This is a genomic window from Acidiplasma sp. MBA-1 (assembly GCF_000949015.1).
Taxonomy (GTDB): domain Archaea; phylum Thermoplasmatota; class Thermoplasmata; order Thermoplasmatales; family Thermoplasmataceae; genus Acidiplasma; species Acidiplasma aeolicum.
The window spans coordinates 1-15,629 of the sequence record NZ_JYHS01000007.1 but is presented as its reverse complement, the minus strand read 5'-3'; the positions used below and the strand labels follow the sequence as shown (position 1 = coordinate 15,629).

The following is a 15,629-nucleotide window of genomic DNA, read 5'->3' as shown; positions in this document are numbered from 1 at the left end:
TTTCAAATGCCATATTCTTGTCATATACAGATGCAGTGGTCATCTTCCATTCCATTACAGATAATGAATCGGTATCTATTGAAGCATGAATCTTCCTTCCGTATTCATAGCCCATTGTGCCGTAGCCCCATGAACTTTTAGGATCCTTGTATTTTCCATTCTTCCTTCTTCTCTGTGCTGTGGTATCCTTACATGTCTTTACAATGGATGAATCCACTGCAGCATTATCATTATCAGGATTTATCATATCTATTATTGATGAATTTATATAATGCCAGTCTATCCTCAGAGACCTATAAGATAATGTCCTGAAGTTTGGTATATCATTTATATTCAATAACTCCATGAATTCTTTATGGTTATTGAAGAAGTATTTAGATGACCTGTATGATACTCCATATATCTTTAAAATTACAATAATCTTTACAATAAGTTTATTTGAGTACTTTCTGATTCTATCCTCCGCAACTATTTTATCCAACCTTTGCATAATTAATGGGATGTGGTTCGCTGCCATATCCCACTAATAATTTTCAAATTAATAAATATGACAATTGTCGAACAAATTATGAAGGTTTGGACACGCTAGTATTAAATATTTGATTTACGCGTTCTAATCTATATTTATCAAACAGGTCATCATCTTCTAAAAAACATATTATATCACCATTTGAGTTAGAAATTCCAGTACTTAATTTTTTTCCGTATTCTTCGTTTAATGAAAATATATTATTAACTTTATTGGCTATTAAAAATTTATCAATATCTTCATCATGGAAGTTTTTAACAACTATTATTTCATATTTATTTTTATCATATGTCTGATTTAAAACGCTTTCAACAGCTTGTTTTACATACATTTTTCTATTATAAGCAACTATAATTACAGAAATACTAAGGGTTTTCACTCCTTCTACCATAAATTTTGTATATTGATTATTAAATAAAAATATTTCCTTTTCTTGAGACATATAATACGTTTTCATAATAGTTTTAGATAATGTAATGATTGTATACAATATTTTGTGTAAATATCAGACTCTCCGCATGTCCGACTAATAGCAATAAATCTAATAGTTAAATCTTGTAACATTTATAACTAATAAAATCCTAGTGTCAGCCAAAGTTAAAATTGGGGGAATTAATTCTGAGTTATGAGAAAAAAAACAATCCCAGTATAAAAAATGTCAAGACAGTTAAAAAGTTTTTCTCTTCCTCAGCGAAGAATATATTCTCTTTAACTGTTAAGCAACAGTCCAGGTATTCATCAGGAAATATTATTCATACAATAAGAAATGCAATATCCTCAAAGGAATATATTGAAACATATGTCAGGAACAGTAACTGTAATCATATTCCCTCAGACAGTATTCAGGAAGATCAGGAATATTGCATCAGAATCGGATCACATAAACGCAGTGGTTCTGAAAACTTGAAGAGGCATACTGTGCATGATGGAATTACCGGATCATCATGGTCATAGACAGCACTGTAGAGATGGCCATTGCAAATAATGCATTACCACACCCTGTGAATGTTGCAATAGATGATCATGATGATCCCTACTATGGCATTGATAACAGGTACCTTATCAATGCATCATCCCATAAATTGAGTGGAACTGATAGGACATACAGGTTTGCAACACTGGAATCTGTGAAGAATGGTGAGAGATTGACACTATCCTCATGAAGAAGAACCAGCTTGATGGAGTTGACAATGTAAATGAGGTTGATTATCTTCTGAGGCATGCAATGTCTCTGGGAATCAACATAAATACAGTTTTAATGGATCGTGGGTACTTAAATGCGGGAGTTATAATAGGGGTTGAATCGCTTAAACTGAAATACATAATACCGGCAAAGGGCAATCCCAAGGTTCTTAAATACAGGAAGATGGAGATAAAGCACTGTGATAATGGGCTATCATATCTCATTATAAATGATAAAATACCATCGGAAAAGAATCAGTAAAAGCCAGATTTATGCATATAATATATTACCTGACAGGAAGAGGCATGATTCCTCCTTTTATACCAATATAAATGTTGATGAGGGCAATGCAAGGGAACTGGCTGAAACCTGCATAGAGAGATGGGGCATAGAAAACGGCCACCTGGAAAAGAAGGATATGAAGGAAAAGACACATTCACCTGATATGGGTGTAATGTATTTCCTCTTCTTCCTTTCAGTGCTGATCTACAATATGTGGATGCTTTTTAATCTTATTAGAAGAATAGCAGGCTATGGATGGAACACACCCATGGACTTTATCATATTCATGGGCAGGAGGCGTAATATAATTATGAACAACAAGGTATGAGCAATAGTAAAGAGAGGCAATGAATTACGGACATTCAATGCATATGGTCGGCTTCAGCCATGAAGCTAAAGTATGTTTCTCTTCCTGAACCGGGTAAAATATTCAGTTATGTATTACTTATAGCACTACAATCATGGCAATTCATACATCAAATGTATGAAAGAAAATGATGTTTTCATGTTAAAGTGCTGTATTACATCATCAGCTATTTACACATGCAGAGAGTCTGCATATATACAAAGATTTTTATATATTTTAAGTATTGGCATTATGCTAATTTTCAAAACATATAAAAGATATAAATCCGCCTACAAAAATTATATTAGTGTTATGTGGAATCTTTATGAGGGTAAAGATACCATAGAAATAATTTTAAAGAATGGGCATAAAGAAGTATTATCATCTGAGAGCGTTTTTACATTAGCTTTACTAATTGAAAATAATGTTGATGTTAATGAGATACAATTAAGTGAGTTCAAGAAATTTACCTTTCATTCAAATTTGGTAGAGTTGGTAAGAAGTGGACTGGAATATCAGAAAGCAATGGAATTCTTCTTAAATGATAAAATCCCATATAAAAATCATATTTTCGTTATGCATGGTTTAAAAAAGGTGGGGGATATCGGAGGATGTTTTGTTAGAGAAGAGTATAAATTTCTAAATGTTAAGGATAAAGTCGTAGTTGATATTGGTTCAAATATGGGGGACTCATCTATATATTTTGCATTGAATGGTGCCGAAAAAGTCATCGCATTAGAGCCAGTTCCCTATTCATTTAATTTAGCTGTTGACAATATAAAAGAAAACAATCTAGAAGGAAAAGTAGAGCTTCTTAATGCTGGTTATGGTTCAGATGGAGATATTGTAGTTGATGAAAATTACAGTGGGCAGAATTTAATTTCTTCAGAAAAAGGCAAAAAGGTTAAAATTTATTCATTAAAAGTTTAATTGATAAATACAATATTAAGAATGCTGTATTAAAGATGGATTGTGAAGGTTGTGAATATAACCTACTAAATGAGGACAATTCAGTTCTTGCTAGATTTTCTAAAATACAAATTGAATATCATCACGGCTATCCAAAGTTAGTGGAAAAATTAAGAAATGTCGGATTTATTGTTAACTTTACAAAACCGGAAAAAAATTTTAGCTCTAAACATACTGATCCAACCTGGCTTCTAGGATACATATGTGCTTCAAAGTCATGACATTGTCAACATTTAGTTGAATTTTTTTTAAACAAGAGATTTGGAATTGAAAGTACGAAATATAGTCAAAAGATACAGTTACATACAACTTAGAGAAGTGCTATACCTAGAATTTTATAGAGGTTTTAAAATCACCATGCAATTTCTCATCACCATATTCTTACTCTATTTTTGTGCGTGATGAGATACTGGGAATGGCATAAGTCTTAAGTAAATGGAACCAATAAATTCGTAAATTCTATGTGTTTTTAATGTTAATTAAAGAATGTATTGAAGAGGATGGCACATCTATTTGCAATGAAAAATGATATCTATCTGGAGCAAGGAAATATACCCGCTTGCGGGTTTCCAATACTTAATCCTTGTCCTACTATGTTACATTTATATTATATAGCATATCTAAACATATGCCAGATCACGATATACATTATTTTCCTCTTCAGAATTCCTGTAATTTTATTGGCCATTGCAATGCAGTTGTATGCGACAGTTATTTCTCCTGTAGCTATGTCATAATTCCTATTTTTAGCAATCTGGATATGCTCCCTTCTAAATAGTTCTTTTAGGATAGAGTGTGTATAATATTTTGTGTAAATATAAACCCTATGTTAATAATGAATTGATCATTAAATGATGGATAAATAATCTTTTTAAGACTATGAGATAATAAAATTTGATTATAATATATATTACTACGACCTGTTATTTCCTTTCATATATATGTCACTGTTGCCTATTGTTAGTATATTAAACTACAAGGAACTGATAGTATTCCTTAATTATGGCGTAATGGAGTTATGGTTAAAACATTATACAAAAGGAGCCTAGATCATAGTATAAATAGAGAAGTATTAAATAAGATAAGTACATAACTTTACTAACAAAACGGAGGTCAATAATTACTTGAATTATAGAAAAGCTCAGATTATTTCCTTACATTTTTGTCGGCATTATTCTTTCCTTTTAGAAAGAATAAACAGAAATCCATTAAACAGAAAATTTTTATTGGAGAATAGAAATATTGCTTTTTTTTCAGATAGGGAATCTTTATGGTTGCACATCTCTCAAAATTTTTTATCAGGAGAAGCTATAGATTATCCTGAATTTGGTGTGTTTGAAGGTTATTCACTACGAAAATGGAGTGAAATTAATAATAATTCAATGAGTAGATTTTTTGGATTTGATACATTTACCGGATTGCCTGAGAAATGGTTTGGAGATATGAATAAAGATGCTTTTACAACAGGCGGAAAAATACCGGAAATCTCAGACACTAGAATTACTTTTATAAAAGGCTTATTTACTGACACTTTAGACACCTTTCTAAAAGAATATAACAGAAATAATAGAATGGTAATAAATATAGATGCAGACCTATATTCTTCAACGCTCTTTGTCCTTGCATCCCTAAATAGAATTTTAGCAAATGGTGATATAATAATATTCGATGATTTCCTAGACCCAGTTGGAGAATTTAAAGCATTTTTAGATTACTCTCATGCGTTCGCAAAAAATTTTGAGACTAATTGGATTTGTTAATTATGGAAAACTAATTGACAAAGCTGCCTTTATTTTATGACCAGCACCGGAAAACAATAATTATAGATTCTTTCGTAAATATTTGACAGGGGTTACAATTCAAATATTGATCTAATCAGCAATAGAAGATAGGTGCACTGAAGCATTCCGATTAACATGATATAATGAAGGTTCATGTAAATGCAGATTCATACATTGAGCTTTCTAGGAATGCCTATGGAAAGGAACACAGGATAGTGCTTTACCGTTCATCATCCTTAGAGAGGAGGAAAAGTGAAAGTTTTATGAAAAAGATGGGAAAAATAATTCTTAAGGTTAAGAAGATTATTGATTCAGGCAATTCTGATTCACTGGATAAGGCCAGGGCATACCTGGAGTCGGAGAACCTGAATGAAAAATACTGCTGCTATCACTTGAAGTCAATCAGGAAAGAATGGATCAGCAACTATCCATGATGGGCAAGAATGCATTGTTCACAAACATCATGGACATGGAAGCTGAAGGCATTATTGATTTATACAGGAAGAGGAACAGGGTTGAGCACTGCTTCAGGACAATCAATGCAATGGACATTGCATTTCCAGTGTACCAATATACCACAGAAGATAAGGGTGCATATGTTCTTTTCCCTTATGGCATATCTCTTCCTTGCACTCATATACAATGAAATACATTCCATGGATGGATATGGTAAACTATATTAATTTTAATACTAATATAATTTTTAAAGGTTAATAAGGAGGTATTAACAATTTTTATTTTCTCTTTTTATTTTTCCAATTTAAGTCATGGGAATCTTCTTTTAGCATAAATATATCCAATATCCATATTTGGATTTTCTGCTGCAGAATTAAATGATTTCTTTGGTTCTGTATATTTTACATCAAAACCGCAATTTTTTTAGCTTTTTAACAAGTTCTTCATAGCCATAGTGATATTCAATTTGAATCATTTCTATATTATTAAAAACTTCATCATCTTAATCTAACAATGCGTATTCACAGCCCTCACAATCCATCTTTAATACAGCATTCTTAATATTGTTATTTATTAATCAAAGTTTTTAGAGAAAAAACAGATATATTCTTTCCCTCTATTGAAGAAATTAGGCTTCATCCAGTACCTGAAATTTTTCCCTGATCTATAACAACATTGGAATCCTTTCCATAGCCTGAATTTAGCAATATTATATTATTAATTCCATTTAATTTTACGTTCTTTTCTGCGAATGAAAATGCATATGGATACGGTTCAAGACCTATAACACGCTTAGCACCATTCATAGAAAAATAAATAGATGAATCACCTATATTCATGCCAATATCTATTACATCCATATCTTTAACATTTAGAAATTTATAATCCTCATAAAAGAAAACGGTAGCTGAATCTGAAAATCTTGCAGGATCTATTGTTACAGGCATATCGTTATATTTAAAAAGTATCCCATTATTTGTTAATTTTAATTCTGATATTTTAGTGTTTTCTATATTTAATAAGTTAGCATATGCACTAATCCATCCATATGGAATTATAAAGCTTTCTTTATCCCTCAAGCAGCACCTTTATATTTACATTTTCACGGTAACTAGATTTTCTCTTTATATATTGCATAAGCAGAACACTTATATAATTTCTATAGGCCCTTTTATAGGAATTTATAACTTTAATTAGATTCATTTTGTATTAAACCTCTATTTCTTATAAATCTTAATACTATTTCATATTTTAATCTTCTCTTAATACTAAGTAAGAGATCATGAAAAACCTTATTTAGCCTCAGCTATATGACGATATAGCTGTGAGAATCGGAGGCGGTTTTCTTTAAACTTGGCCTTCGAGGCCGCTGGATAGAATAGCCGCCCTTCGACTCGATTTCTTACCTTATTTAATAAGGTGAATAGGAGTTTGTCGAGTCTTCGATTCTAAATCTCACAGAATCACGGAGGTGATTGATATAGTAATAGGTTTGGATGTACATAAATATTAGTATATGCTACGGTTATGGAGAATGATGGTAATATTATTATTCAAAGTAATATGGAGCTTATCAATGGGTTTTTATCAGTTTATAAGGATCATGATATTGTAATAGAATCTTCAACATCTGGTAAATATCTTTGTAAGGAATTATTAAAATTAAACTATAAAATACATTTAATAAATACTTCTAAGGTTCCTGAGATATATAATAATTATAAGAAGACAGACAAGGAGGATTCATTCCAGCTTGCAGATGTATTCAGAAATGGAGGAATGAAGGAGATATACATTCCATCAGAGGAAATAGAGAATATCAGGTCTTTAATTAGATGCAGGCATTCACTTGGAGAGGAGATAACCTTGAAGAAGAATAAGGTACATGCACTGTTAACATCCTATGGAATAATAATAAAGGCTACAGACCCATTTGGAAAGAAGGGATTAAAAGAAATAGGGAATAATTATAATAATCTTAATTATTCTGATAGAATAGTTTTAAAATATTCCAGGAATAAACTTCTACACAGCAGCAGGAATATTATCAGAAATAGGAACAATAAATAGATTTGATAATAAGCTTAAGTTCGCTTCATACACCGGACTAATACTAATGAATACTCATCAGGAACTAAAACAATAAAAGGATATATAACAAAGCATGGTTCATCATTATTGAGATTCTTTTTAGTTGAAACAGCACATGCATTAATAAAGTATACAAAGAAATTTAAATCTAAATATCTGAGCATAGTAAGAAGATTAGGAAAAAAGAGATCAATAATAGCCATAGCAAGAATATTAGCAGCAACAATATATTCAATGTTAAAAAAACAATGTAAAGTACATTGTCCCGAAATTGTCTCATAATTAAAAAATTCATTATAATAAGATAATGAATTAGTAAAACACTATATATCTAAATTATGGTACAATTATGAGACAGCATTTTTTACTAAATTCGTAAAAATATACATATCTGCATGTAAAACCTTTAAAACACTGTATTTTTATGCAAAAAATTATAATAATTTTTAAAAAAATCAATAATAAAATATTTAAATATAAAAAATATAAAAAATTGATAAAAATAATACTACTAAAAGTTTTTAGTAAATTTTTCAATAAAAATCAGATCAAATTAGATATTGTTAAAATTATAAAAATAGGTTGATTATTATATCTATGATGGTAATAAATAAAAATGACTTTAAATAAAGGCAATTTATTTAATTGACATTATAAATGACATTTTATATAGCATTATTTATGATATAATATATGGCATTATACAATACAATTTATAATATATTAATAGCAATATTTAAATATAAAATATTATATTAAAATATTTTATTACATTGTTAAGATAAAAATATTAAGTTTAGATAAAGAACTATTTTATATTATATAAAATTATATGTAATTGATGAATTCATTAAATTTAGTGTTTTTAATGGGTTTTCATATTATTGAGAAAATTTATTGAGAATTCTCAAAAATATCATAAAATTAAAAATCTATTATGTTCTTAAGCCAAAATTATAAGATGATATGCAAATTTTGGCAATAAATGATATATTACCTTTTCTTTTGTATGGCAAAATGTTTTTATAGACTTCAAAATTATCGTATCCATTATTGTTCTCTTTATGAGTGTGTTTTATCTTTTAATTTATCCTATAATAAATATAGAAGGCTAAGAATAATTATAATTTGGATAAACGTATTTTCCAATAATATAAAGAATTTTGGTGAAATAATAATGGTGTAAAACCTGAGAATATTGTACAGTAAATGATATTAAAGGTCTATTTTTAAAATGGGTACAATAAATTAAGGAAGTGATACTAATTATGCAACATATCTATTATAGTGAAAAATATTAATATCTTACCAATTTCCATTATTAAAACATTTCCCTTCAATTATTAATAAAATCTATTATTATTTACTCTATAATTCATGATAATTATTATCATTGATGGGTTAATTATCAATCAATTAATACAAAATAAAAATAAATCATGAAATATTATAAATTCTTAAATAAAAGTTTATAATATTTACTTACAAAGGCGTAAGTCATTCCCCTATGGGGATGCCGTACTAATTTATTTTAACTATATTTTAGATAAATAAATATTATAAATATTATTGAAATATTTTATAGAACCATGCCCTTATATCCCTTATAATCTCAGGGAATGAGATCATAATTCCAATGGCTTCGATTATCATGTTTACAATAATATATGCAATCATGTATGAGAATATTTGTATTATCATTCCATTCAATGATTTTGATAATAAATGATCTATCTTAAGCTGAGATTTCATTCTCTTAAATAATTTCTATATTCCATCTTAAATTATATGCATAATAAATATATTTATCAGGTAAATTCATTATATTTGTAATATAATTATATTGTATTCCTTTAACATTTACAATTACAATCCTTAAATATAATCCATTATTCATTGTTACCATTTCATGGTAATTAAATGTTCCTGATTCAGTGTATACATATTCTTTTTTATCCTGGAAACAAATAATATATTTTTATCAGCAAGTTCACTGAATCTATCTAAATTTATAATATTATCAAATAATGATGAATCATTTACATTTAGATGATATGTATGCATTCAATGTAACTGTAAATGGAAATACTATAGCAGGAATATGTATTTTAATTCCATCTGATATACCTTTATAACTTCCTGAACCATTTATAAATGTTTTAATGAATGTTGAATCTATTGCCAATACATGCATGTATTTACTGTACATTTTATAATCAGGTGCCTTGATGTATAGATCTAATAATTTATAGAAGAGCTGGATAAACGGGCTGTATGATCTGCTGCTATTAAGCTTCGACAGCCATGACCTGCTTATTCCATTTTCAATGGAGGTATCGGTTAGATCAGAGCCATGCAGTGCACTGTATATTAAATAATATATTATCAATGATTTTAATCCTCTTTGAGTTTATGTCAATATTCATTGATTCATATATTTCATTGGCTGGTTTTTTCAGTATCTACTTCACTGATTTCATAATAATTGAAAATTAAATTATAATATAAATATAACATGATAGTACAATGGTTAAGTATTGGAAACTGGAAAGTTATATATATGATTTTGCAATTTATAAGAGATATACAATATTTCAATTAATGTATTTCTATACAGGCGTAAATTATTAATACCTAGGGAGGAGCCACTTTGGCCAAAAAAATTCAGGTCTGTTGGATAAAAAGTAAATCCAGCCGCTTTTAATCTTAATGACAAATCTAAATCTTCTCCACCGTTCTGGAAAATTTCATCGAATTTATATTTATCTAATATGCTAGCCTTTATAATTGATACTGGTTGTATATTATATACCGTAAATATTTTTGTACCAATAAAGAATAATTTATTCAGACTGGAATCAATATCAATATTCAAATATTTAAACATATATTTATAATATTTAATAGAATTACATATAAAACGGCCCTTGAGGTGAATTGGAAATAATTTTGACATTAACCTGACTTTATATACTGAATTTATTAATGTACTACTTTTATAGATATTTGTACCAGTACTAACGTAATTATCTTTATACTGGATTTTTTTTGGTATAATAATATCTTCATCAATTTTTTTAAGTTTTTCCTTTAAAATAGCGGGTGTTTGAATATATATATCATCATTTGTTAGCATTATCCACTTGGGATTTAACGAAATGGCCGCTTCTATACCAATGTTCATAGAATGCGAAAAATTAAAATATTTACCTCGAGATTCTGCAAAAACAATCGTATAATCTTTATAAGTATTTATTATCTTTTTAGAATTTGTATTGTTGATATCAGCAGTTGGTACCACTAGAACTATATCATCATCATTGCGTAAAATAGTTGTTTTTACAGATTCTTTGGGCATGTCCCTTAAAAAGTTGAATAATTCTTCAGCATTATCGAACGTATTATAGAATTTTATAATATCTTTAGGATCTGTGCTAAAATAAAGCTCATTATTTTTCATTTTTCTTCTTCCTCATAATTGGAACCAAGCTCATTACTAGATATATGATAAAAATACTAGTAAATATTCCCCATGTTATAATAATATTATCTATATGAGAAGGCTCTTTTTCGAATGTAATGGAATATTTTCTTTCTCCAGAGAGTACAAAATAATTTTCATCGAAATAATTATTGTCGAAGGATTTTGCAGACACGTGGTTATTTATTTCCCATAAACCATTGTAAGACATGGAATAGAATACAAGAAACTTGCCTGAATTATTTATGCATATACTTCCCTGAGTAGGGTTTTTAAAATTATAAATGACATTCACGGGGGTCAGTGTAGATAGATTGTAAGCATCTAAATTGAAATACAAAAGGGTTTTATTGTTATCGCTTGAATTTTTCGAATATGTTAGAAATATAACAGCGCTTGTAAAATTCTTTGGTGTTTTGAAAATATAATTGTATAAACCTTGCGTTATATTGCCTGTAAAAGTCTGGGGTATCCATGTTTCAATCACTGAACCTGTAGTATTGTAAAATTTTATTGCTATATATGCATTATATAGATACTTGCCACTGATAGTGTAATTGAGCTCATAATATGAATTGTTTTTTAAATTTAGTGTTTGGTATAAATTTGTATACGATAGACTTTTGGGCAACGGGCCACCGACCAAAGTTCCATTTTGTTCCAACGTCCAGTTATTCTTGATACCTCCGAAGTGATATCCGTGCCATATATTGCTTACTAAATTGCTGCTATTTTTATAGAGATACAAATTATATTGGGTAGAGTATTGGATATTGCTTAAAGAGTAATTTGAATTCCATTTATATGCATACAAAATTCCATCATATAGATTATTTTTATATATGATTGCATTCCCAATATTTGCTACAGGGGTAAGGTAGGTATCGTTTTTTAATATATTCTTCCAGTTATTTGGGCTCCCTTCAGGATTATATGATAAATCCCATGGAAAACCTGACGGGCAAATCCTGGCATTTCCGTGATAGGATGATATGGGGTCAGCATTTAAAAACGGGCCATTGTATAATATTATATATTCAACACCGTATGAACTTAGGCCATTTCCAAACGCCATTGTCTGATTATTTAATAGTTCATACCATAAGCTGTTTGGCAAAGATGGTTCTGCGGTCCATGGCATATAAGAAGTTAAAGCCTCATCTGTCATGGGGGTGTCTGGCAATAACAATGTTCTATACTCCTGTGATATGTTTGTGTGCTCATAAAACCAGGTAGAAATTTCATTTACATTATTGGGAATTTTGTAATTATTATCAATATAATTGGGATTTTCAATATAATCATAACCTGAATAAATGTCATTTTGTCTCCAATAATGAAAACTGGGCATAATGAATATTAATATTATTATCAAAACAATCAGGGCTTTAAACGCTTTATTATCTAATAACTTTATTTTTTTTAGCTTCTTTATATCACTTATGCTTGAAGAAATTATTAATGAATCAAATAATGCTAGTGAAAATAATATAGTAACCCCTAAAAAAGGTTCGTATGCTGCCAGTTCTGTTAATTTCCCCGCTATGATTATTGTTAAGCTATTTATTTTAAAATGGAACAATGACCAGACAATTAAAATTATAAAGGCTTCCGCAATCATAGAATAATGCAATATTGTGAATATTTCTGCCTTATTCTTAGGTATAAATTTAAATAAAACAATTAAAAGAATAAAAATTATTAAAAAAAGGTACCAATAGGAAAATGCAAATTGCGCACCAAAATTTTCCTGCAGGTCAATCAATGCATCCTTGACTTTACTAGATGCAACCACTACCTGGCTTGCCCTTCCTGAAAGTAGTAATATTATATCATTTAATGCTCCTGTAACTGCAATGCTTATTGCAACAAAAATTGATAGTAAAATAATTTTTCCAATTTTTTGTCTTTTATTATATTTTCTAGAGAGTATATAGAATATAAAAGTTATAATTAGTATTGGAAGTATCCACATTGATACTTGTGGATTCCAAAAATATACATATACATATACAAGGGAAAATCCTAATACATATTTGTAATCATAAATATTAGTAATTTCATAAGTTCTAACCATAGTATAAATTAATAAAGGGAAAAAAACATAAGCAGTTAAGGTATCGTTTATGCTCCCTTCAAAAATTAACCCAAAAACAGCAGGATTAAATATATATATAACGGGAAAAATGAAAGTAATAAATTTATTATTATTTGAAATGTATTTAGAAAGCATATACATTGAAAAAATGCCAATAGCAATTAAAGAAAAGAACCAGACCTTCTCTGATATTCCCGGATTCTTGAATATGGATGAATAAACATATATGATCAAAGCGTATGGTAGAGAACTTCCATAAATACCTATTCCCTGATTTATCCAATCATAATAATAAATATCTAAAGAAATTTTTGGATATGTGGGAAAACTACCTAAATCAGCAAAATCTAAATTGTTGTAATTTAATAACCCACGAAATACCAAAAAACCCAAAAATATAGATAAAGATATTAAGGCAGTTGTATAAAAATGTTTGTAAATTTTATTAAGTAATGGTTTCATTAAAATATGTATATAGTTACTGTATTTATAATTAATTGATAGTGTAATTTATTGTGCAAATTAAAAATGGTTATTTGCAATATATAATAAAAAAATTCACTATTGTGCTTTAAATCTTATAAAAACGGCTTTCAATTATTATAATAATCTCATCATAAATTATTATCAGCGTAATCTTTTATTGTTTTTTTAAAGAAGACTAATTGCTGTTTAGCAATAAAGTCATAAGAAAATATTTCTATGCATTCCTTTGCTTTTATTGCTATATTTTTAGCCGATGAATAATCATTAAAAACCTGCCTCAATTTTTCTGCACATCCATTGATATCACCAATAGGTACAGAAAAATAATTGCCTTTTAAATAATAATAAGCTGGAAGTGAATAAGCCACTATTGGTGTACCGACACTTGCAGCCTCCATTACGCTTATTGACCACCCTTCTTCATAGCTTAGAAAAAGAAAAACCTTAGAATTTCTAAGTAGATCATATTTCTCATTTTCTGATATGTAGCCTTTTAATGTTATATTGTCTGAAAGATCTAATTTTGCAATCATTTTTTTAATTTTTGAAACATAATTCTCTTTACCTTTACCGGCAATTATTATCCTAGGGGAAATAGAATATTTTTTATTTAGAATTTCTGCTACTTTAATAATATCTTCAACACCCTTATGATTTTCAACTCTTCCAATGTAACATATATCATAACCAATGCAAGGTTCCTGAATCAATATATCTTTATTCGCAGTTTGTGGGATTGCATCAAAATCTGGGAAAACCTTGATACTGTGTTTATTTAAAGTAGATGGATTATCTAAAAAAATTGGGACTTTAAACAGACTAAGTAGAGAAATTAAAACTGAAATATAAGATATGTTTAATAAAACTCTAAAGAAGCCACGCCTAAAAGGATTTATTAAAATACTTGGGGTGATATGATGAATATAAACTGCTATAGGCTTCTTATATTTATGAGATAATCGCAATGCTAATAGGACATCTGGGGGATATGGTGACACAGAAAGGATAATATCATATTTTTTTACATCCTGAAATTTATCCATTTTCAAAAATATAGATTTAATAGTTAACTTTAATACTGATAAAAATGTAAACTCTACCCCTATTATCGGTCGCAAGATAGAAACATTTATACCAGATAATTCCCAGATTGGAATCAATCTTTTAAAATGAATATCACCACCTCCTTCGGAATTATATTTATACCATACTATACCTATATTATTTATGCTTGTTATTGTATCATTAAATAATTGGTATTCCTTTAATGTTTGTGTTTTTTTATTCATTATTAAAACTTGATATTACTCTTTAAACAAAAACTTTTCTATTTAATGAACTGTACATTATCAAGTAAATTGTACAATTCATTATTTTTTTTAACATTTAATTTACTCCCCTTTTCTCTGTATACCATAGCAAGTGTTACAACTGGCCTTTCGTCTATGGGCAACGATATATGCCTTCTCTTATAATTGTAATAATAAACTACTTACTCAAATTTGGAGGGGCATAGTTTAAACGCCTTTAATGTACTTGTTTAACCTCCCAATTTCTCATTAGTCTGTGAATAGCCCATCCTTCCAAGTATGTGCTTTATACCATTATTATCAAGATACTCTTGGAATTTATTCTTGGTTATGGATAGAAATCATGAAAAACCTTATTTAGCCTCAGCTATATGACGATATAGCTGTGAGAATCGGAGGCGGTTTTCTTTAAACTTGGCCTTCGAGGCCGCTGGATAGAATAGCCGCCCTTCGACTCGATTTCTTACCTTATTTAATAAGGTGAATAGGAGTTTGTCGAGTCTTCGATTCTAAATCTCACAGAATCACGGAGGTGATTGATATAGTAATAGGTTTGGATGTACATAAACATTCCGTATATGCTACGGTATTAAATGATAATGGAGAGCTCGTTATAC

19 protein-coding genes and 1 pseudogene are annotated in these 15,629 nt (G+C 28.8%); 11 read left to right on the top strand and 9 right to left on the bottom strand.

Features of this window, described 5'->3' with window-relative positions:
* Together TZ01_RS09070 and TZ01_RS09065 are read right to left on the bottom strand one after the other, a co-directional pair.
* On the bottom strand, window positions 1–517 hold a 517-nt coding region (locus TZ01_RS09070; RefSeq protein WP_048102619.1), incomplete at its 3' end, for a transposase.
* A 49-nt stretch (window positions 518–566) separates the two neighbouring features.
* The gene (locus TZ01_RS09065) at window positions 567–920 is read right to left on the bottom strand and encodes a glycosyltransferase family 2 protein (RefSeq protein ID WP_082180507.1); all 354 of its coding nucleotides are present in this window, start codon (window positions 918–920) and stop codon (window positions 567–569) included.
* 212 nt (window positions 921–1,132) lie between these two features.
* Between TZ01_RS09065 and TZ01_RS09060 the strand changes: the two genes are divergently transcribed.
* The 9 genes from TZ01_RS09060 (at window position 1,133) to TZ01_RS09025 (ending at window position 5,773) form a co-directional block, all read left to right on the top strand.
* Window positions 1,133–1,483: a hypothetical protein gene (locus TZ01_RS09060; protein ID WP_048102618.1), complete on the top strand. Its 351-nt coding sequence runs from the start codon at window positions 1,133–1,135 to the stop codon at window positions 1,481–1,483.
* Window positions 1,474–1,692 carry a hypothetical protein gene (locus TZ01_RS09055; RefSeq protein WP_054963837.1) on the top strand — a complete coding sequence of 73 codons (219 nt, stop codon included), beginning with the start codon at window positions 1,474–1,476 and terminating at the stop codon, window positions 1,690–1,692. Before TZ01_RS09060 ends, TZ01_RS09055 begins: the two co-directional genes overlap by 10 nt.
* Window positions 1,689–1,973 carry a transposase gene (locus TZ01_RS09900; protein WP_048102616.1) on the top strand — a complete coding sequence of 95 codons (285 nt, stop codon included), beginning with the start codon at window positions 1,689–1,691 and terminating at the stop codon, window positions 1,971–1,973. Before TZ01_RS09055 ends, TZ01_RS09900 begins: the two co-directional genes overlap by 4 nt.
* On the top strand, window positions 1,942–2,322 hold the full coding sequence (locus TZ01_RS09895) for a hypothetical protein (RefSeq protein WP_048102614.1): 381 nt from the start codon (window positions 1,942–1,944) through the stop codon (window positions 2,320–2,322). Before TZ01_RS09900 ends, TZ01_RS09895 begins: the two co-directional genes overlap by 32 nt.
* Before the next feature lie 156 nt (window positions 2,323–2,478).
* Complete coding sequence (locus TZ01_RS09325) at window positions 2,479–3,270, top strand: FkbM family methyltransferase (protein ID WP_082180505.1); 792 nt, start codon at window positions 2,479–2,481, stop codon at window positions 3,268–3,270.
* 35 nt (window positions 3,271–3,305) lie between these two features.
* Complete coding sequence (locus tag TZ01_RS09320) at window positions 3,306–3,530, top strand: hypothetical protein (RefSeq protein ID WP_052656897.1); 225 nt, start codon at window positions 3,306–3,308, stop codon at window positions 3,528–3,530.
* A 903-nt stretch (window positions 3,531–4,433) separates the two neighbouring features.
* Window positions 4,434–5,069 (top strand): class I SAM-dependent methyltransferase, encoded by a 636-nt coding sequence (locus TZ01_RS09035; protein WP_156150361.1) that lies wholly within the window; start codon window positions 4,434–4,436, stop codon window positions 5,067–5,069.
* A gap of 164 nt (window positions 5,070–5,233) precedes the next feature.
* Window positions 5,234–5,524 (top strand): hypothetical protein, encoded by a 291-nt coding sequence (locus TZ01_RS09030; protein WP_048102613.1) that lies wholly within the window; start codon window positions 5,234–5,236, stop codon window positions 5,522–5,524.
* 9 nt (window positions 5,525–5,533) lie between these two features.
* Window positions 5,534–5,773, top strand: coding sequence for a hypothetical protein (locus TZ01_RS09025; protein WP_156150360.1), 240 nt, complete (start codon window positions 5,534–5,536; stop codon window positions 5,771–5,773).
* Between the two features lie 408 nt (window positions 5,774–6,181).
* Here TZ01_RS09025 and TZ01_RS09315 read toward each other — a convergent pair whose 3' ends face one another.
* Both TZ01_RS09315 and TZ01_RS09970 read right to left on the bottom strand, forming a co-directional pair.
* Entirely contained in the window at window positions 6,182–6,625 is a 444-nt protein-coding gene (locus tag TZ01_RS09315) for an FkbM family methyltransferase (protein WP_052656895.1), read from the bottom strand.
* Entirely contained in the window at window positions 6,615–6,749 is a 135-nt protein-coding gene (locus tag TZ01_RS09970) for a hypothetical protein (RefSeq protein WP_255350878.1), read from the bottom strand. The genes TZ01_RS09315 and TZ01_RS09970 overlap by 11 nt, the downstream gene beginning before the upstream one ends.
* A gap of 324 nt (window positions 6,750–7,073) precedes the next feature.
* Between TZ01_RS09970 and TZ01_RS09015 the strand changes: the two genes are divergently transcribed.
* On the top strand, window positions 7,074–7,616 hold the full coding sequence (locus tag TZ01_RS09015; protein WP_048102610.1) for a transposase: 543 nt from the start codon (window positions 7,074–7,076) through the stop codon (window positions 7,614–7,616).
* A pseudogene (locus tag TZ01_RS10000) lies at window positions 7,555–7,919 on the top strand (transposase). Before TZ01_RS09015 ends, TZ01_RS10000 begins: the two are co-directional and overlap by 62 nt.
* A 1,284-nt stretch (window positions 7,920–9,203) precedes the next feature.
* Here the strand turns inward: TZ01_RS10000 and TZ01_RS09010 are convergent.
* The 5 genes from TZ01_RS09010 to TZ01_RS08990 all read right to left on the bottom strand — a co-directional run bounded on the left by TZ01_RS09010 (window position 9,204) and on the right by TZ01_RS08990 (window position 14,991).
* Window positions 9,204–9,389, bottom strand: coding sequence for a hypothetical protein (locus tag TZ01_RS09010; RefSeq protein WP_048102609.1), 186 nt, complete (start codon window positions 9,387–9,389; stop codon window positions 9,204–9,206).
* Between the two features lie 283 nt (window positions 9,390–9,672).
* Window positions 9,673–10,026 carry a hypothetical protein gene (locus tag TZ01_RS09005; protein ID WP_048102608.1) on the bottom strand — a complete coding sequence of 118 codons (354 nt, stop codon included), beginning with the start codon at window positions 10,024–10,026 and terminating at the stop codon, window positions 9,673–9,675.
* Between the two features lie 141 nt (window positions 10,027–10,167).
* Window positions 10,168–11,097 (bottom strand): glycosyltransferase family 2 protein, encoded by a 930-nt coding sequence (locus TZ01_RS09000; protein WP_048102606.1) that lies wholly within the window; start codon window positions 11,095–11,097, stop codon window positions 10,168–10,170.
* The gene (locus tag TZ01_RS08995; protein ID WP_048102605.1) at window positions 11,087–13,678 is read right to left on the bottom strand and encodes a hypothetical protein; all 2,592 of its coding nucleotides are present in this window, start codon (window positions 13,676–13,678) and stop codon (window positions 11,087–11,089) included. Before TZ01_RS08995 ends, TZ01_RS09000 begins: the two co-directional genes overlap by 11 nt.
* A gap of 152 nt (window positions 13,679–13,830) precedes the next feature.
* Window positions 13,831–14,991 carry a glycosyltransferase gene (locus TZ01_RS08990; RefSeq protein WP_048102604.1) on the bottom strand — a complete coding sequence of 387 codons (1,161 nt, stop codon included), beginning with the start codon at window positions 14,989–14,991 and terminating at the stop codon, window positions 13,831–13,833.
* Window positions 14,992–15,629 lie beyond the last annotated feature (638 nt).